We start from the raw sequence: 17,833 nt of genomic DNA on the forward strand, positions 1-17,833 counted from the left end.
ATCTATTATTGTTGGTATGACCGCGCCTCACGGCAATCAGAGGCTTCTGCATCCACCCGCTAACGCGACATGCATTTAAAGTCTAGACTTAGGTCTGCGTTCTGCATCCGGCGTTTACCGTGAGGAGAGGATTATGACTCAGCAATCCCCGCGCCATCACCCGCAACTTTTCCGCAGTTTCTTCCAGGGCAGCTTCCCCTGCTCCACCGCCCGTCGTAGCGGAGGTCGCCGCATGGATATGGTGATCAGCAGCGGGCATGACATGCTACTGGAAAAAGATTACGCCTCGCTGGCACAGGAAGGTTTGCTCACTGCCCGTGACGGCGCACGCTGGCATCTCATCGAAGCCACGCCCAATGAGTACGACTGGCGCAGCTTCTTGCCCATGCTACATGCTGCAGCGCGCAATGATATACAGGTTATCTGGGAACTGGCCCATTTTGGCTATCCCGAGCATCTGGATATCTGGCGCGCCTCTTTCATCGACCACTTTGAGCGATTTGCGCGGGCGATGGCACAGCTGATGCGCGATGAAGGCGTGCAACAACCCTTCTTCACCCCCATCAATCAGATTTCATTTTGGTCTTGGGCGGGCGCGGATGTCTCCTGGCTCGATCCTTACGCCAGCGAACGCGGGCGTGAACTAAAACGGCAACTGGTGCGCGCCTCGTTAGCGGCCATGCACGCCATTCGAGATGTCTATCCCGATGCACGCTTTGTGTTGACCGATCCGCTGGTACAGATCGCGACCGATCCTGACAACCCTGACAGCAAGCCTTACGCCGATGCACAGCATCAGGCGCAATTTGAAGCCTGGGATTGGATCGCCGGACGGGATGCGCCGGAACTGGGCGGACGCGAGGATTTTCTCGATATCCTTGGACTGAACTACTATCCCGACAATCACTGGTTCTTCTCAGGAGACACCATCCCGGCCGATCACAGCGCGTATCAGCCGCTGCATCGTTTGATGTTGCAATGCTGGCAACGCTACCAGCGCCCGCTGCTGCTGGCAGAAACCGGAGCGGAGGGCGATGCACGCGCATCCTGGCTGCGGCATGTCACAGAGGAGGCACGGTTAGCACTGGATGAAGGGGTCGCGCTGGAAGGGATATCGCTCTATCCGGTGGTGGAGTATCCAGCATGGGCCGACGACCGTCGTTCACCGGGCGCATTGTTTGGCTTGGGGGATCCGAACGGCAATCGCACCCTGCATGAAGCGCTGGCGCTGGAGTTACGCAGTCAGCAGATTAAGTTGCAAAATCGGGAAAAGCAGCCTTAAGAGTGTTGCGTTGGCACGGTTTTGGGCGGGCAGGTTTGCACATCGAGTGTGGGATCGGCGGGATGGCGCACATCGGTCAGCCAGGTCATGGTGAACAGGAATACCACGCCGATTAAACAGGCGGACAGCAGGCCAATTATGGCGATCAGTTTGTCATCTCGGGCTTCCATCGACATCTCCTTGCAGGCTTCCATGAACCGTTGCTGACCTTAGCTCATCCATAACGTCACCATCAGGACGAAGATTATAAGGGTAACAGAGGTCACTGCAAGTACCACAATGGCGAAGTGTGCGTCGTCGAGCGACTGTCTTAACGGTTCATCGTGATCGTCAGGTGGCGCGGGTGAACTCATGTTGACTCAATAACAAGAAGACGTTTTAAGCGCAGGATTGCCGCACTGAGTGTAATGAAATGCAGGATAAGGTACAGGATTATTTCAGCATGAAATGACAACGGGGCGCGATTGCGCCCCGTAAACAGCAGATTAGAAATCGTAGCTCATAGAGACTTTCAGGGTGCGTGGGTCGCCCTGCACCAGATAAGTGCCGGTACCATCGACGTTGGCCCAGTATTTCTCATTCGTCACGTTATCCACACCGACACGCCATACCAAATCGTTCTGGCTCACCTTCATGCGATAGCGTACACCCAAATCCAGGGTAGTGTAGCTGTCCAGCTTCAGCGTATTGGCAGAGTTGGCATACTGTGAACCGGAGTGATTCAACATCGCCGTTGCAGTCAGACCCTCAACAGGTTTGATGTCGTATTCCGCACCCAGCACATAGTTGTAACGCGGCACACCAATAGCCTGTTTGCCATCGTAAGTTCCACCCGAGGTTTTCACCATGACTGGATCGATCCAGGTGGCACTGGCGTTCAAACGCAGGCCCAGTACAGGTTCACCAAAGACGTTCGCTTCCAGACCGCGATGGCGTTGTTCTCCGTCCATCACATACGCGCCGTCGCTATTCAGCAAACCGGATGGTTTCTTGATTTCAAACAGCCCCAGTGAACCGCCAACACGACCAAAGTCGGTCTTCACGCCAATTTCGTTCTGTTTGGAGTGCGCAACGCCCGTCACGCTGCCGTAGTTGGTGGCAGTATTTGGTGCTACATCGCCGGGTTGCAACGCTTCGGTATGGTTTGCGTAGAAGGAAACCTCTTTCCACGGCTTATACACCACGCCGTAGGTTGGCATCCAACGGTCATTGGTGTAACGAGAGCTGACGTCCTCTGCACCTGTGCCATAAGCATAGTTACGTACCACCACTTTCTGATGACGGGCACCTACGGTAAACAGCAGCGTATCGTCAAATACGCCCAGGGTATCACTGAGCAAATAACCCTGAGTACGGGTGCGTGCCGTGGTCAGAGGGTCTGAGAACTTACCGCCTGCGAAGGTCGCAGCGGGTTCAGCAACGTCACCACTGTTGTAAATATTGAACGGCGTGCCCACCAGCGACATGTTATAGGCGTTCTTCGCATTAGTGGTTAATGCTGAATAGCCCACATTCACTTTATGGCTGACAAAGCCCGTATGGAAGTCACCACGCAGCCCCACCATGCCGCTCATGTTGTCCTGAATACGGTTGGAGTAGAAGCTACTGATGGTGCCATCACCGTTGGTGTCAGTGACCGTTGGTGAACCATAGTTACCGGTTTCATGCGCGTGCTGCGCACCCAAACCCGCATAGGCGGTCCAGCTATCGGTGATGTCATATTCGGCTTTCGCCATACCGAATTCCGACTCCATATCGCTGTACACCCATTTCTGGCTGTAATTGTGCGAATTGGAAGGGACTTCTGGAATGAAGCTACCGAATTTCACGCCTTGCAGCGCATCGTGGTAGGTCTTTTTCTGGTAGCCAACATCCAGCGAGGTGCGCAGACGATCGCCGCGATAATCGAGGCCCAGCGAAGCGGCCGTGGTACGTTTTTTCTCACCATCGACACCGGTTTCACCTTCACGATGCACGGCATTAAAACGTACGCCAAATTGATTGTTATCACCGAAACGACGTCCGACATCCAGCGTGCCGCCCACCTGAGAAGAGGACGTATAATCTACACCGACACGCGTAATCGGCGTATCTTCCGCATGTTTAGGTTCAAGGTTAATCATCCCACCGACGCCCGATGATGCCGCGCCGTTCACCAGGCTGTTCGCGCCTTTAAAGATCTCAACACGATCAATCAGTGATGCATCCATGACCTGACGAGGCACCACACCTGGCAAACCGCCAAATGTCATATCGTCGCCATCCAGTTCAAACCCGCGAATGCGATAGGCTTCCGCGAAGTTACCGTAACCCTTCACGTTCTGCACGCCAGCGTCATTCTTCACCACATCAGCAATGGTTTTAGCCTGCTGATCCTGAATCATCTTCGAGGTGAAACCGATGACGTTAAACGGCACGTCCATGGCATTTTGTTCACCCAGCATGCCTAAGCGACCACCGTGGGCAATCTGCCCATCAAGATAGGCAGGCACTAAATCATTGCCGCCCGGCTTGAAATCCGCTTGTGGTGTCGCCGTAACGGTGAGGGTCGGCTGATCTTTTTTCACATCAGCCGTTGAGGTTGTGGTGTTGGTGGTGGCAGCCATCACTGGCAAACAACCGACACTGACCATAACAGCGAGTAGCGTCGGTTTCAGTCCGGGATTGAAAGGCGTCATGCGCATGGAAAACCCCTGATAAGAAGTAAAGTGATAATCATTATTATTGCGGTTTGCGATTATGCGTTCTGCTAAAAGGAAAGCAAGAAAAATCGCTGAACTTTCTTAGTCAGGAGTGGTCTGGCAGGGAGAAGCGTTAAGAAAGGGTAAAGATTGCGGAGATAGCGTATCAATTCAGCCATTTTCACGCATTTTAAGTAGGGATTTAAGGCCGGATAAAAATGAAATAGTCACGGCTTCGGTGAATGAAGCCGTGACGCAAAGACGTGTCAGGCATCGCGCCAGCGTTTAAACACCAATGAGGTATTGATGCCGCCAAACGCGAAATTATTGGACTGGATATAATCGGTTTCAAGATGACGCGGTTCGCCGATGATGTAATCCAGATCGCCGCACTCTGCCGCGGGCTGGGTCAAATTTAGCGTGGGTGCGAACCAGCCTTCACGCATCATCTCGATGCTCATCCAGGCTTCCAGCGCACCACAGGCGCCCAGGGTATGTCCAAAGTAGCTTTTCAATGAAGAAATCGGCGTGCTGTTGCCGAAAATCGCTGCCGTCGCCAGGCTCTCAGCGATATCGCCGCGATCGGTAGCGGTACCGTGCGCGTTAATATAACCAATCTGATCCGCCGTCACGCCGGCGCTCTTTAGTGCCCGCTCGATGCAGATCTGCATGGTTTCACGCTGTGGTTGGGTGATATGTGCCGCATCGCAGTTGGTGTGGAAACCCACCAGCTCGGCATAAATCGTCGCTCCGCGCGCTTGTGCATGCTCCAGCGATTCGAGAATCAAAGTGCCCGCACCTTCACCAATCACTAAACCGTCGCGCTGCTGGTCAAACGGCGCAGGAGAGGTTTGGGGAGCATCGTTGCGTTGGCTGGTAGCAAACAGCGTATCAAACACCGCCGCTTCGGATGGACACAGCTCTTCGGCTCCGCCCGCCACCATCACCGTCTGATAACCGTGACGAATCGCTTCCCATGCATAGCCAATTGCTTGGCTACCGGACGTACAAGCGCTTGATGTGGGGATGACGCGGCCGCGCAGGCCAAAAAACAGTCCGGCATTGACGGCGGTGGTGTGTGGCATCATCTGCACATAGGTGGTGCCGGTAATGTTGTTGGTATGCTTTTCGGTCAACATGGTGGCGAATTCGCTCACGGGTCCGGTACTGCCGGTTGACGAACCATAAGCAATGCCGGTTTCGCCGTTGGTCAGCACTGGATGATCTATCAATCCCGCGTGTTCTAACGCCAGTTCAGTGGCACGTGTGGCCATCAGTGACACACGGCCCATGGCGCGAATGCGTTTTCGCGTGTAGTGCGCAGGCAGCTCGAAGTTATCCACTGGTGCGCCGAGCAGTGTATGTAGCCCGTCATAAATCTGCCATTCAGGCATTTTACGCACTGCATTTTGCCCCTGTTTCAAACGAGCCGCCACGGCTGGCCAGTTTTCGCCAAAGGCGGTCACGCCCCCCATGCCGGTTACCACTACACGCTGAATCACAGCATACCTCCGTTGATTGAAATCACCTGGCGTGTCACGTAGCCCGCGATATCTGACATCAGGTAGCTGGCGAGCCCGGCCACCTCTTCCGCTGCCCCCATCCGCTTCATCGGGATCATTTTCAGCGCTTCATCGATCACCAGCGGTTCAAGATCGGTCATGCCGGTGTCGATCAGACCCGGCGCGATGCAGTTCACGGTGATTTTACGTTTTGCCAACTCGATGGCCAGCGCTTTGGTCGCGCCAATGATGCCCGCTTTCGCCGCACTGTAATTAACCTGACCCCGGTTACCCATCAGGCCAGACACCGATGACAAGGTAATGATGCGGCCGCCTTTGCGCAGGCCAATCATCGGCATCACGCACGGATGAATCACGTTATAGAAGCTGTCGAGGTTGGTGTGAATCACGCTGTCCCACTCATCTTCTGTTAACGCCGGGAAGGCGCCGTCACGCGTGATTCCCGCGTTATTGACCACGCCGTAATACGCACCGTGAGCCTCGATATCCTGTTCGATGGCGGTTCGTGTGGTATCGCGTTGTGCGACATCGAACTGCAGTTTACGCCCGCTGCCGCCTGCTGCGGCCATCGACGCCAGTGTCTGCTCTGCGCCCTGCTCATCACGATGATAATGAACCACCACCTCAAATCCATCCTGCGCCAGACGCAGTGCGATGGCGCGGCCAATCCCTTTACTGGCACCGGTCACTAATACGCTGCGTGTCATGGCTGAGTTCCTTGTTGTGCTAATTGGGTTAATTCTTGTTCATCCGGCTGATAGGTATTCAGACGGCCACTGGCGATCACTACGTCATTACAACGGATTTCGCCTTCAAAACTGCCGAGCTTGTCATCGCGCATCAACAGGTGCATCTCAACACGTAAGGTGCTGTTCGCTGCAAAGCTCGGCGTCGTTGCACGATAACCGCGTCCACCCAGCAGCATGCCTGGACGAATTTCCGTGTCGCCGCGCTGGTGCGCATGAAATCCTGACCAGACGCCTACCGTTTGCGCCATGATTTCAACGCCAAACCACGCGGCTAATTCGCCTTGAGGGTTGAGAAACGGAGCCAGCACACCTGAGTGATTGAGGGTGACTTCACACACTACGCTGTCTTCGCAGACCTCAATCACGCGGTCCAGCAACAGCATCGGTGATCGGTGCGGCAGATAATGGCTCACCGGCAAAAAATCAGTCATGGGGCTTTCCTACAATCAGGCAGGTATTGTTCCCACCAAAAGCAAACGAGTTTGAGGCAATTATCGGACGCACCAGCGGTTGTGGCGAGGTCAGTAATCCACACGCGGGCAAGCTACTATCCAGCGTGGTCGCGCTAAAATCCTGCGCCGGTAACGGCAAGTTGTACTGCAAAATTAGCGCCGCCAGCGCCGCTTCTGTAGCACCCGCTGCGCCCAGAGTATGACCGGTAAGATGTTTGGTCGAACTGCAGGGCACGCGATCGCCAAACAATCGATGTATCACCCCGGCCTCTACCTGATCGTTCAGCGGTGTCGCGGTGCCATGCAGATTAATGTAACCAATATCCTGCGGCTGCAATCCGGCCTGCTGCAACGCCATCTGCATCGCGCGCTCAGCGCCCACCCCTTCCGGATGAGGTGCCGACATATGCCAGGCATCCGATGACTCTCCCGCACCGAGCAGCGCTAGCGGCTGAGGTTCGCGCGTCAGCAACAGCAGCGCAGCGGCTTCGCCAATCGAGATACCGTCACGCTCGGCGCTGAACGGTGCACAGTGATGTTCCGATAACGAATCCAGACTGGCAAAGCCATTGATGGGCATACGGCTCAGTGAATCCGCGCCGCCGACCAGCGCCACATCGGCCAGGCCGGCATCGATCAAACGTTGACCGCTGATCAGCGCACGCGCGCTGGAGGAGCAGGCAGTTGAAATCGTGTAAGCCGGGCCATCCAGGTTGAGATAGTGCGCGAGGAAGCGTGAAGGATCACCCAACTCCTGCATGCGATAGTCGTAACCGGGTAAACCCGCATCTCGCTGGCGATCGCCCTCATCCACACCGGAGGTGCTGGTGCCGAGCACAATGGCAACCCGCTCACGGCCGAATTGCGCAATCGCAACCTCCACCGCCGGGCGCATCTGTTCTAGCGCCGCCAGCAGCAGTTGGTTATTGCGGGTGTTATGCGCCGCCAGTTCAACGGGGATTGCTGGCAACGTGCCCTGCACTTCCCCCAGCCAGCAGCCTTTGCCGTGCTGCAACCACCCTTCTCGCGGCTGCATGCCTGGCGCGCACCCTAAGGTGAGCTGGGTAGCAATTTCCGCGAGGCTGTTGCCCAGCGCATTCACCATGCCGAACGCTGAAATGTACATCATGAAGAAGCATCCAGATGCTGGATTTGGATTTGATAACCGAAGGCGCGTTGATCGATGCTAATCGGCTCGCGCACGTTCCCGCGTTGCAGATAACGAATCAGTGTCACTATCTGACCAGTAGGATCGCGTAGTTCGCGACGATCGCCGCTGTCCACCAGTTGCCAACCCGGCGGCAACTGCGGCTGCCAGGCACTGATCGGCCAGTGGCTTAGCATCACATCCGCCAATACCTGGCTGGCGGGAGGCATTTCTGGCAGCGCCATCATCTGTTGCGTATGAATGCCGGTTTTATCATAGGTCACGCGGAACAGGCGAATACCCAGCGATGACAAACCCGCCAGGCTAATCTGCTGTGCATCCGCATTCAGCAACACCAGCAGAGACTGGGTTTTCCCTTTCGCGTGACCGGTCAACAATTGTTGCTGCTGAAAAGCCGGCGAAATCCCCGGAGCAGGCAAAGTGACACGCACCCCCGGTTTCAACCATGCCGTAGGCCGGTTCGATTGGCTATCCTGCTGGGCACAGCCACTCAACAGCAGGCTAAACACCAGCAATAAGGCACCCGTTTTCATCGTTGCTTCCTTTTCCCCGGAGCCAACGCCATGGGCGCCAGCAAAAATGCACAAAAAATCCCGCTGCACAGCACAGTCCCAAAGCCACTGATCGCCGCCGTGCTACTGAACACCAGCATGCCCAACGTCAGCAGTGTGGTCATCATCGCCAGCGTCACGGCCAGCATCGATGTCAGCGGCGTACCGCGTGGATTACTGAAGAACAGCGTGTAATTAATCCCAATCCCGAGCACCAGGATCAGTGCCAGCAGTGCAAACAAGTTCAGGCTGGCACCGATCCAGCCCAGCGTGGCCAGTGCCGCCGCCAGTGATAACCATGACGGCAAGGCACTGCGCAAACCCGCCTGCAAACCGAGACGCACGGTGTAACTGACCGTGATCAGTAACAGCGCCAGTGCCAGTAACCCACTCAACAACGTGCGCCAGAAACGGAACAGTTCATCGTAGCTGGCCTTACGATCGACCCAACTGACACCGGGCTGCTGTGTTGCCAACTCTTGCAGCGCCAGACTGTTTTTCACCCCGTTCACCGGGACCAGGACGCTGCTGCGACCATCGGGCAACGACAACCACAGTAAACGCCAGCCTTCACTCAGCGGGCTCGCCAGCCAGTCGCTGGCATTTACGGGCATAGCATTAAGATCAGCACTGGCTGCGGTGATCCCTGCCTGCTTTAATCGTTCAAGAATAGTGGGGGCCGCCTGCTGCAACAGTTGCACATCTTGTTTTTGCTGCTTCAGGGAGTTCAGTGGCAAAACACGGTAGCCTGCTAACCAGCCCTGCTGCTGCGCCTGTTGTAATTTGGGCGCCAGCGCACTTAGGCGCTGCAGCGCTTGCTGCTCATTCTCCCCCCAGACGACAAACCAGGTTTGGTCCGCCTGCTGGCCGGTCAGTTGCGCCAGTTGGCGGTCCTGGGCCAGTAAACGCGCGGGCGCACTCTGTAAATGGGCAATATCATCATCGATGCGTAGCTGGACCATGCCACTAATGGCATAAACGGCCACCAGCAGCGGCAAACCAAATTTCAGTAAATTGTTACGACGCCAGGCGGCTAACCAGCGCGCCATCCAAACCATGGCCGGGATCGGACGCACCGGTAGCCCTCGCACCAGCCAAGGGTAGAAACAGATCACCGTCAGGCACGATGCACTCAATCCGCTGGCGGCGAACACCGCCAGTTGGCGCAGACCAGGGAACGGCGCTAACAGCATCAACAACCACGCGATGGCGGTGGTACCTAGCGCCAGTAACAGCGTCGCGCGGACTTTGTGCAAACTTTGCCACGGCGAGGACTGCTCGCCATGCACCATCCGCTCCGTCAGGTAGTACAGCGTATAATCGGCAGAGATACCGACAATACTGAGGCTCATCACCAGCGTAGTGAGATGCAGCTCACCAAAACAGATTAAGGTCAGTACCGTTCCCGCCATGGCACCTATCGCCACCGACAGCGCACACAGCGCCAGCGGTCGCAGCGATCGAAACACCAGCCAAACCAGCACCAGTAAACCGCCCAGCGTGACGCTGCCAAGGGTTTCCACATCGTGCTGGGCGCGTTGGCTGGCGTCATCACTGAACAACACCGTGCCGCGTGTTAACACTTGCGCATCCGGCCAGCGGGCTTTCAACTGCTGCGCTAACTGATTCAACGCCGTCACCAACTGATGACTCTGCTGGATGCTAAATGCGTTGCTGGCCAGCTCACCGTGCAGGAAATACCAGCGGCGTGGCTCGGCGTCATTGACCGTTAACCAGCCGTTATGCAGCACCATCTTGCTGGCGTTCTGTTGCAATGCCAGTTGCGCACCGCGTACCAGCAGCAACGGATCGTTGTGGATCTCTTTGCTGCCAACCCCCGCAAAGGCCGAAAACAGCTGCGCCAGAATCCAGTCAGCTTGCGCACCACCGCCGTTTTGCAAGCGCGCGCGGGTCAGGGGATCAATTAACCCATTGCGATGCTGAAACGCATACGCGCCCCAACGCTGCATCTGGTCATCATCCAGCGCACCACTCACCTGCCTGAGCATCGGCAAAGCCTGCAGCTGGCTTTGCCACCATGCCGCCACTGCATCACCGTCTTGTTCTTTAGTACTGACCAGCCACACCAGCTGGCGGTCGAGGCGCTGCATAAATCCCTGCTGAATCTCAGCCGGAGCCTGCCCGAGATTTTGCTGAGGCAGTAAGGCCAGTACGCTGCTGTTCAACTGGCTACGCGGTAACAGCACCGCCAGTGCCACAGCGAGTGCCAGGCACACGCTCAGCCACAGTAGCGCGGAAATTTTTTCACTGCGCTGGGGCAAAACGCGCTCGCTCTTCATCAGTCAGTTGTTGCGGTTCGGTGCGGGTATCGCTCAGGGTGATGACGGTTTTGTCGCCCTGCTTATCATCCAGCGTGATGCCATTGAGAAACGCCGCGCCCTGCAAATCGATACGGTTGAAGATTTTATTCAGCGGCGCCGCTTTTGGTGTCAGGCTGAGCTGCCAGCTGTTGTTGCCACGGTCATGAAAATCGAGGTCAAAGTTTTCACGCAGCACTTTTTCATCCGCCTGGAACAGCGCGCGTAACAGGTGATTGAACTGGAACATTTGTGGATTGCTGTCCGCCGTAATCACCTGTGGCGGCTGGCCACTCATGCTCTGCACCATACGTTTGTCATCCAGGATCAACGTCATGGCAAAGGGCGTGGCCTGATGCCACCACAATCCCTGTTGCTGGGCAATGATCAACTGACCACGCGATACCAACGGCTGGGACATGCCGGCAATGGTGCGCACCTGCTCAAAGTTGGCGCGGATCACCGGTTGGCTGGCAAACCGCTGCTGTAGCTGATCGAGCGTCACCGCATGGGCACTGGCAGCGGTAAGGAGCAATAACAGGCAAAAGGCTCTGATCACGGCTTCACCCCCAGACGCTCAAACAAAATATCCGGTGAGATAAAACTCATCTCCTGGCTCGCAGCATCCACCGCCACCTGTAAGGTGTGTGCTTTGGTGGTGACCTGCCCTGCGGCATTGCGGATCACATAATCGATGCGCAGGCGATTTTCATATTCCGTGATGCTGGCTTCGACGCGGATAACCTCTTCACAGCGCAGCGGCTGGCGATATTTCACCCGCGTATCCACTACCGGCCAGACGAAACCGCTGGCGGTCATCTCGCCATAGCTGTAGTTGATGCTGCGCAGCAAGGCTTCCCTCGCCACTTCGAAGAAACGAAAATAGTTGCCGTGCCACACCACGCCCATTGGGTCGCAGTCGTGGAACGACACGGTTAATGCCACTTCAGCGCGCCAGGTGTGTTCACTCATCGCGGCTCTCCTCATCTGGTAAGGTCCAGAAATCGTAAAAGTTAAACCAGTCCAGCGGCGCCATCAGCGCATGCTGTTGTAATCGTTCGGCGTAGCGATCCACCGCGGTCTGCAGTGCCTGCTGGCGCTGGGCGCGTGGCAGCGCTAACGGATTGGCAAAGGGTTCACAGTGCACGCGCAAAGTTCCTTGCTCACGCAAGGCGAACATCAGCAATACCGGGCAACGCAGGGCAGCGGCAAGCACAAACGGGCCTTGTGGAAACGGCGCCGGACGGCCCATAAACTCACTCCACACCACACGACGTTCCCCGCCACGCTGGCGATGCACGGCCGTGCGGTCACCAACAATCGCTACCCACTCACCGGCATCCAACTTCTGTTGCAACAGGATCGCCGTGTCCGGGCCAATATCCGTCACCGGCATCAAATTCACCCCCGCCTGAGGGGCAATGCTCTCCAGCACCTCGCGAAAACGCTGGGCGTTGTCGGTAAACACCAGCGCGTTAATCACCAGGCCACTGACTTGCTTCGCCATGGCGCGGCAGGCTTCGATATCACCAAGATGCGAGGCCAGAATCAAATGCCCCTGGCCGTCGGCTGCACGGATCACCGCTTCAGCACCCGGCGCAAAATCAATATCACGTCCCCACTGCACATCACCACGCCAGCTGGCGACTTTATCCAGCATGCTGTAACCAAAGCGCAGAAAGTGATGATAGCTGGTGAGCGGCCCTGGCAAGGCGGTTTGCTGCCTGCTGGCTTCTGCTTGCACCTGTTTCAGCCATTGCTGGGATGCGGCGCGTGCTTTGCGACCGCTCAGCCAGTAAACCGCCACCACCGGCCACAGCAGCAGCACAAAGGGCAGACGCCCGGCACGGCGATACAACCACAGCATAAAGCGCAGCCCATGTTGACCGCGACGTTCCGGCGTGGCAGACCAGTGTTGCGTTTGCTGACGGCGGCGCAGCAGCTGCGGGATGCGCGGTAACATGCCGAAGAACAGGCGAGTGTGCATCCACGAGATGCGCAGATTGTCATGCAACGCGTCAAAGTGAGACAGGCCGCTTTCAGGATAGGTCACGCGCGTGCTGATAAACCGACTTGGCGTGCCTTGCCAGTACAATCGCACCATGATTTCTGTATCAAAATCCATGCGCTGCCCAATTGGATGGCTATCGCACAATTGCAGCGAAGGCTGCAGCGGGTACACGCGAAAGCCACACATGCTGTCCTTTAACGAAAACGACAGTGTCTCGACCCACACCCAAAAATGGGTGATATAGCGGCCATACAAGCGCGATTTGGGGATTGAGGCATCGTAAATCGGCTGACCCGAAATCAGGCTGTCAGGATATTGCTGCGCTTCCGCCAGCATGCGAGGCGTGTCTTCAACCTGATGCTGACCATCCGCATCGAGTTGCAGCGCATGGCTGTATCCTGCCGCTGCCGCTTTGCGCAGGCCGGCAATCACCGCCGCCCCTTTGCCCTGATTGGTCGGCAATGTGAGGATATCCAGTTGCGGTGCATTCAGGGCGGCGATCTGCTGTTTGGTCTGCACATCGCTGCCATCATCCACAATGATCACCGGCAGATTAAAAGGTGCGAGACGAGCCAATACCGATGCCAGCATGGCACCGTGGTTGTAGCAGGGAATCAGCACGCAGGGCATGAACGCAGCACTCAACACAGGCGAATCTTCCCACTGCTGGCGATGTCGGCACCATCCTGGCGAATCAGGCTGTAGCTGAAGCTGAGCAGCGATTTCTCTTCCTGCCAGTTGAGTTGCAATTCCAGTTCGGCATCCGGCGGCACCGGCTGTTGGAACTTGATGTTGTCAATTGAGGCAAAGGCTTTGCCAGGCGCCAATCGGGTTAAACCGTAGTGCAAAACCCAGTCGAGTTGAGCCACACCGGGGAAAATGGGTAACGTGGGAAAGTGGCCACGGAACCAAAACAGATCCGCTTTAGCATGCAGGCGCAACGTCAGCATCGCACCCTGCTGCTGGGCGTTGAGTTCAACCGGCAACATCAAACAACTCCTCAATTTGTGGCCACGCACGTTTGCTTTGTGCCGTCACCGGAATGGTAGTGACGACGCGCCAGTAGCGCGGCATGGCAACCGGCTCCAGCCAGGGTTGCAATTCGCTTCGCCACTGTTTTTTTCGCAGCGATAATGCCGTGGCATCCAGCGTTTCTGACAGTGCCAACACCACGCCAATCGCGTGGCGACCATGGCGATGAATCGCTAGCGCCGCTGCATCAGTGACCCCGGGCAACGCCAGCAAGCGGCGTTCAATTTCGCTCAGTGACACACGCTTATCTTCAATCTTCACCACGCGATCCTGACGTCCCGCCAGCTGAAATTCACCCGATGGCTGCTGCACAATGCGGTCATCCAGCGGCCAGCCTTCATCGGTTTCCAGTAAAGGAGAAAACACTCGCCATTGCCCGGCCTGTTGCTCGCTCAGGGTGACGAGGGGGAAACACTGCCACGCCGCGTGTTCAATATTGGCAGAGCGCCAGCCAATCACACCGGTTTCGGTGCTGCCGTAGATTTCATCCACAGCGCAGTGCAGTGCGGTTTGAGCTTGCTGGGCATCAGGCCAGGGCAACGCCCCACCGGCTGACACCACCAATGCACAATGCGGGGCAGTGAGCGAAGGATCGAGACGGCGCAGAAAAGCCGGGCTGCTGATAAACGCATAGCGGCGATCGCTGCGCTGATCGGCCAACTGCTCACCGTAGAAGATTTGCTGCGCCGCAAGCGGCAAACTTAGCGCCATCGGCAGGACAATACGAAATGTCAGACCATACAGGTGTTGATGGCTGACTGATGCGATCACGTGGCACTGCTGTAAACGCTCGCCCCACAGGTGAGCAAGCCAGTGCGCCTCCAGATCCAACGCACGCAGTGATTTCACTACGCGGCGCGGTGTGCCCGTCGACCCCGACGTGAACAGGACTAAGGTTGCGTCATCCGCTATCGCAGGCAACTCACCCAGCGCCAGCGCACCGTCCCAGCGGAGATGCGGCATTGACAGGGTCAGTGGCATATCGCTGATCACACCGTCAAGGTGCTCGGCCATCTCTTCGAGTTGCGCCGCGCGGCAGTGTCCGGGGATCACCGGCGTCTTACCGGCGTACCACACGGCTAACAGCGCAGCCGTGAAATGGTAGCTATTGTCGAAGCACAACGCCCAGTGTTGGCCGGGTTGGCTGCGTAATTTTTCCGCGAGCGCCTGCACCTGCTGGCGCATCTCTGATAACCAATGCTGTTGCTGGCCTTGCCAGGCCACCACGCGATCAGTCGCAGCCAGCCAGTCGCGGCTACTCAGAACCTTCATGCTTTGTTCCTCAAACGCTGACGCAGCAGCCATTCGCCGCCCATCAACGACCCCATCAGCAGATAACTGATGCACCCATTCCAGAGTGTCCATAGCGTGACATTATTGAGCAGGCAGGGGATCAGCGCCACGCTGCCATTGAAGATAAAAAAAACGCACCACACCTGCGTCACCTGGCGGGTATAACGCACCGCGCGCGGTGGCAATTCGGGTTCGCGTAGCCGCGCTAAGCGCTCTACCAGCGGCATCGGGCTCCACAAGGAGCCCCCGAACAGCAGCAGCATCAAGCCATTCACCACCACCGGATACCAGAGCAGCAAGTGCTGGCTGCGCAGCAGCAGGCTGGCCAGGCACAACAGCGATCCCACCAGCGCCATCAGCAGCATAATCCGGCCCATCGCCCCTTGCGCACGGCGCAAACTCCAGATGCGCCAGCCAAACACCAGCGCCAGCACCACTATCACCCCACGCCATTGTGGATGCGTGATCGCGAGCCATACCAGAAATGGCCAGGCCAGCAGCGCCATTGCATTGAGCAGGCGCAGGAGTACAGGCATCAGGCTTCGTTGTGCATCAGTTGGTCAACCGCGTCCACCACATCCTGCACGGTACGCACGGCGCGAAACGCTTCAGGTTTGATTTTGCGCCCCGTGCGTTTTTGCAGATGAACCACCATGTCGACCGCATCGATGCTATCAAGCTCCAGATCTTCATACAGACGCGCGTCCGGGCGAATATCATCGGCATCAATTTCAAACAGCGAGGTCAGCAGCGAAGCCACTTCCTGGTAAATTTCGTCTTTGTTCATCATTTTGACTGTTCTCAGGCTTGCTGTTGTTCAACAAACGCGGCCAGCGTGGCCACGGAAAAAAAGTGCGCACGTAGCGTTTCGCTCTCGGCTGAAAGCTGTACGCCGAAGCGATTTTTCACCGCCAGTCCTAGCTCCAGCGCATCAATCGAATCGAGGCCCAGCCCTTCACCAAACAGTGGCGCATCGGTTTCTATATCGTCCGGGCTGATATCTTCCAGATTCAGCGTGTCGATAATCATCAGTTTGATATCGTCAATCAGTGCTTGCATAACTTACGTCGTCTCTTCAGGGACCAGCGCCTGTTGCAGGTGACGCGTCAGGCGACGTGCAGCCAGCGGCTGCGCATCTTCATCGGCTTCACAAAAGGCATGGCTATCAATACGCGATTGTACGCGTACAGTAAAAAGGGGTTTAACCAGCGGAATCTGATACCAGCGGCTCTGTTTATCGAGCATACGCTGTGTGCAGCTAATATGTACCACGCGCAGATCGCATCCCGCTCGCACCGCAATATTGGCGGCACCGCGTTGCAACTTCAGCGGCTCGCCGTAGCGCGTGCGCGTGCCTTCAGGGAAAATCAGGATAGTGTCACCCCGCGCCAGGCGCAGTTGGCTGTCTGGCAGTAGCGTGTCGGCTTCGCTATTAATTAAGTAATCTGCGGACTTGATGACGCCGCGAAAAAAGACATTGCGCTGTAACTCAGCTTTGACCAGACAATCCATTTCTGGCAGTACCGAGGCAATCATCACGTAATCGATCAATGAGGGATGATTAGCCACAATCAGGCATCCCTGATCCTTGCGCAGCAACTCCGCCCCAATAATCTGGTAATCGTAAACCCCGACAAAGCGGCAAAAGCGCAGGAAACAGCGGAAACTCCAGGCGATGCTGCTACGGGCAATTTGCCTGCGACGTAAGCCATCACGCTGGAGTAGCAGCAGTAGATTGAACCAGGTGACAGAGAGCAATAAGCCGCCCACACTGAACAGCGTGAAACTGACGGCGGTCATCACCAGCCGCCAATAGTAATTGAAGCCAGCACGACGATGCTGAGACAGAGCGTTATCCGCCATTATCGCGCTCCCAATGCCAGTGATGGCGTTCGCCTGGGATAGTGACGCGATCGCTACCCTGCATCATGGCGTGCAGAAACTGTAAACTTTGCGGTAATGAGAAGGCTGCAGGCTTCGACGCCTGGCTTTCGCAGCGCCAGCCGGTTCCGGCACTCAGCAGCAGCGCCACTGCATAGGGCGCATTGAACGGGTCGATTTCCGGCAGCCAGGGACGATAGTAGTCCGGCACCACACCTTCGAAATCCACCAGCAATACTTGCTGATAACCGGCCTGGTGTAACGCAGTCACTTCGACTAATCCCTGCTGGAAACTGTCGATACCGGCGGAAATTGAGGTCGACACCAGTGGCTGACGAGCAGCAATGGTGAGGCTGCCCACCGCCGAGTTATGCACTGACATGGCGAAATCTGTCGGTGACAGCGCCTGTTGCTCAGCCAGCGCGGTGAGAATCCGCAGATTGCGCTCTAACTCACCGTGGCGGCTGGTGAAGACAATGGCATCAACCGATTGACGTGCCAGCAGTGCCAGGCCGCACTCCACTGCCGCACGGCTGCCCGCGCTGAGGCGGCGCGCCGTCATCATCGGTAAAAATTGCGATTTCGCGATGGGTTGTGTGGCGTCCAGCATCGGTGCATGCCCGGCCCAACGCTGCCAGTCGTCAGCAGTGCTATGTCCCGGCGCTATCGCGTGCCAGTCAACCAAGGTGTAAGCGAGTTTCATACCTGTATTCTTTCTTCAGCCTCGGGGATGTTCAGATTTCGCTGTGCGGCATCCCTTCCCTGCTTGCTTTCTATTCCCGTCATCCGTCTCATGCGGATGTCGCCGATTAACAAGGCGGGCACCTGGCCCGCCTGTTTTCTATTTCGGCAGCATAGCAGCTAACTTTACAACAATGTGTCAGCCGTGATG

General features: G+C 56.7%; 20 protein-coding genes. 1 reads left to right on the plus strand and 19 read right to left on the minus strand.

What is annotated here, in order from left to right; genetic code table 11:
- Positions 1 to 133 precede the first annotated feature (133 nt).
- Positions 134 to 1,282, plus strand: coding sequence for a glycoside hydrolase family protein (locus tag QMZ30_RS24715; RefSeq protein ID WP_283229267.1), 1,149 nt, complete (start codon positions 134 to 136; stop codon positions 1,280 to 1,282).
- Here the strand turns inward: QMZ30_RS24715 and QMZ30_RS24720 are convergent.
- From QMZ30_RS24720 to QMZ30_RS24810, 19 genes are all read right to left on the minus strand, one after another.
- A complete protein-coding gene (locus tag QMZ30_RS24720) occupies positions 1,279 to 1,452 on the minus strand; it encodes a hypothetical protein (protein WP_167347682.1) in 174 nt (57 codons plus the stop codon). The genes QMZ30_RS24715 and QMZ30_RS24720 overlap by 4 nt on opposite strands.
- 39 nt (positions 1,453 to 1,491) lie before the next feature.
- On the minus strand, positions 1,492 to 1,635 hold the full coding sequence (locus QMZ30_RS24725; RefSeq protein WP_166931877.1) for a hypothetical protein: 144 nt from the start codon (positions 1,633 to 1,635) through the stop codon (positions 1,492 to 1,494).
- Positions 1,636 to 1,767: 132 nt separating this feature from the next.
- Complete coding sequence (locus QMZ30_RS24730; protein ID WP_283229268.1) at positions 1,768 to 3,966, minus strand: TonB-dependent receptor; 2,199 nt, start codon at positions 3,964 to 3,966, stop codon at positions 1,768 to 1,770.
- A 263-nt stretch (positions 3,967 to 4,229) separates the two neighbouring features.
- Positions 4,230 to 5,465, minus strand: coding sequence for a beta-ketoacyl-ACP synthase (locus QMZ30_RS24735; protein WP_283229269.1), 1,236 nt, complete (start codon positions 5,463 to 5,465; stop codon positions 4,230 to 4,232).
- Positions 5,462 to 6,193 (minus strand): 3-ketoacyl-ACP reductase FabG2, encoded by a 732-nt coding sequence (locus QMZ30_RS24740; protein WP_283229270.1) that lies wholly within the window; start codon positions 6,191 to 6,193, stop codon positions 5,462 to 5,464. The genes QMZ30_RS24735 and QMZ30_RS24740 overlap by 4 nt, the downstream gene beginning before the upstream one ends.
- Positions 6,190 to 6,666 (minus strand): hotdog family protein, encoded by a 477-nt coding sequence (locus QMZ30_RS24745; RefSeq protein ID WP_283229271.1) that lies wholly within the window; start codon positions 6,664 to 6,666, stop codon positions 6,190 to 6,192. The genes QMZ30_RS24740 and QMZ30_RS24745 overlap by 4 nt, the downstream gene beginning before the upstream one ends.
- Positions 6,659 to 7,816 carry a beta-ketoacyl-[acyl-carrier-protein] synthase family protein gene (locus QMZ30_RS24750; RefSeq protein WP_283229272.1) on the minus strand — a complete coding sequence of 386 codons (1,158 nt, stop codon included), beginning with the start codon at positions 7,814 to 7,816 and terminating at the stop codon, positions 6,659 to 6,661. The genes QMZ30_RS24745 and QMZ30_RS24750 overlap by 8 nt, the downstream gene beginning before the upstream one ends.
- Positions 7,813 to 8,388, minus strand: a complete 576-nt coding sequence (locus QMZ30_RS24755; protein WP_283229273.1) for a DUF3261 domain-containing protein — start codon at positions 8,386 to 8,388, stop codon at positions 7,813 to 7,815. The genes QMZ30_RS24750 and QMZ30_RS24755 overlap by 4 nt, the downstream gene beginning before the upstream one ends.
- Entirely contained in the window at positions 8,385 to 10,706 is a 2,322-nt protein-coding gene (locus tag QMZ30_RS24760; RefSeq protein ID WP_283229274.1) for an MMPL family transporter, read from the minus strand. Before QMZ30_RS24760 ends, QMZ30_RS24755 begins: the two co-directional genes overlap by 4 nt.
- The gene (locus QMZ30_RS24765; protein ID WP_283229275.1) at positions 10,672 to 11,283 is read right to left on the minus strand and encodes an outer membrane lipoprotein carrier protein LolA; all 612 of its coding nucleotides are present in this window, start codon (positions 11,281 to 11,283) and stop codon (positions 10,672 to 10,674) included. The genes QMZ30_RS24760 and QMZ30_RS24765 overlap by 35 nt, the downstream gene beginning before the upstream one ends.
- Complete coding sequence (locus tag QMZ30_RS24770) at positions 11,280 to 11,696, minus strand: acyl-CoA thioesterase (protein WP_283229276.1); 417 nt, start codon at positions 11,694 to 11,696, stop codon at positions 11,280 to 11,282. Before QMZ30_RS24770 ends, QMZ30_RS24765 begins: the two co-directional genes overlap by 4 nt.
- Entirely contained in the window at positions 11,689 to 13,383 is a 1,695-nt protein-coding gene (locus QMZ30_RS24775; RefSeq protein WP_283229277.1) for a glycosyltransferase family 2 protein, read from the minus strand. The genes QMZ30_RS24770 and QMZ30_RS24775 overlap by 8 nt, the downstream gene beginning before the upstream one ends.
- Positions 13,377 to 13,724, minus strand: coding sequence for a 3-hydroxyacyl-ACP dehydratase FabZ family protein (locus QMZ30_RS24780; RefSeq protein WP_283229278.1), 348 nt, complete (start codon positions 13,722 to 13,724; stop codon positions 13,377 to 13,379). The genes QMZ30_RS24775 and QMZ30_RS24780 overlap by 7 nt, the downstream gene beginning before the upstream one ends.
- Positions 13,711 to 15,039 (minus strand): AMP-binding protein, encoded by a 1,329-nt coding sequence (locus QMZ30_RS24785; protein ID WP_283229279.1) that lies wholly within the window; start codon positions 15,037 to 15,039, stop codon positions 13,711 to 13,713. The genes QMZ30_RS24780 and QMZ30_RS24785 overlap by 14 nt, the downstream gene beginning before the upstream one ends.
- Positions 15,036 to 15,596, minus strand: a complete 561-nt coding sequence (locus tag QMZ30_RS24790; protein WP_283229280.1) for a COG4648 family protein — start codon at positions 15,594 to 15,596, stop codon at positions 15,036 to 15,038. The genes QMZ30_RS24785 and QMZ30_RS24790 overlap by 4 nt, the downstream gene beginning before the upstream one ends.
- Entirely contained in the window at positions 15,596 to 15,850 is a 255-nt protein-coding gene (locus tag QMZ30_RS24795; protein ID WP_058974197.1) for an acyl carrier protein, read from the minus strand. The genes QMZ30_RS24790 and QMZ30_RS24795 overlap by 1 nt, the downstream gene beginning before the upstream one ends.
- Before the next feature lie 11 nt (positions 15,851 to 15,861).
- Positions 15,862 to 16,119: a phosphopantetheine-binding protein gene (locus QMZ30_RS24800; protein ID WP_034820252.1), complete on the minus strand. Its 258-nt coding sequence runs from the start codon at positions 16,117 to 16,119 to the stop codon at positions 15,862 to 15,864.
- 3 nt (positions 16,120 to 16,122) lie between these two features.
- Entirely contained in the window at positions 16,123 to 16,923 is an 801-nt protein-coding gene (locus QMZ30_RS24805; RefSeq protein ID WP_283229281.1) for a lysophospholipid acyltransferase family protein, read from the minus strand.
- Positions 16,913 to 17,644 (minus strand): beta-ketoacyl synthase chain length factor, encoded by a 732-nt coding sequence (locus QMZ30_RS24810; RefSeq protein WP_283229282.1) that lies wholly within the window; start codon positions 17,642 to 17,644, stop codon positions 16,913 to 16,915. Before QMZ30_RS24810 ends, QMZ30_RS24805 begins: the two co-directional genes overlap by 11 nt.
- Positions 17,645 to 17,833: the final 189 nt, after the last annotated feature.

The organism is Pantoea sp. EA-12, assembly GCF_030053355.1.
GTDB lineage: Bacteria > Pseudomonadota > Gammaproteobacteria > Enterobacterales > Enterobacteriaceae > Pantoea > Pantoea vagans_C.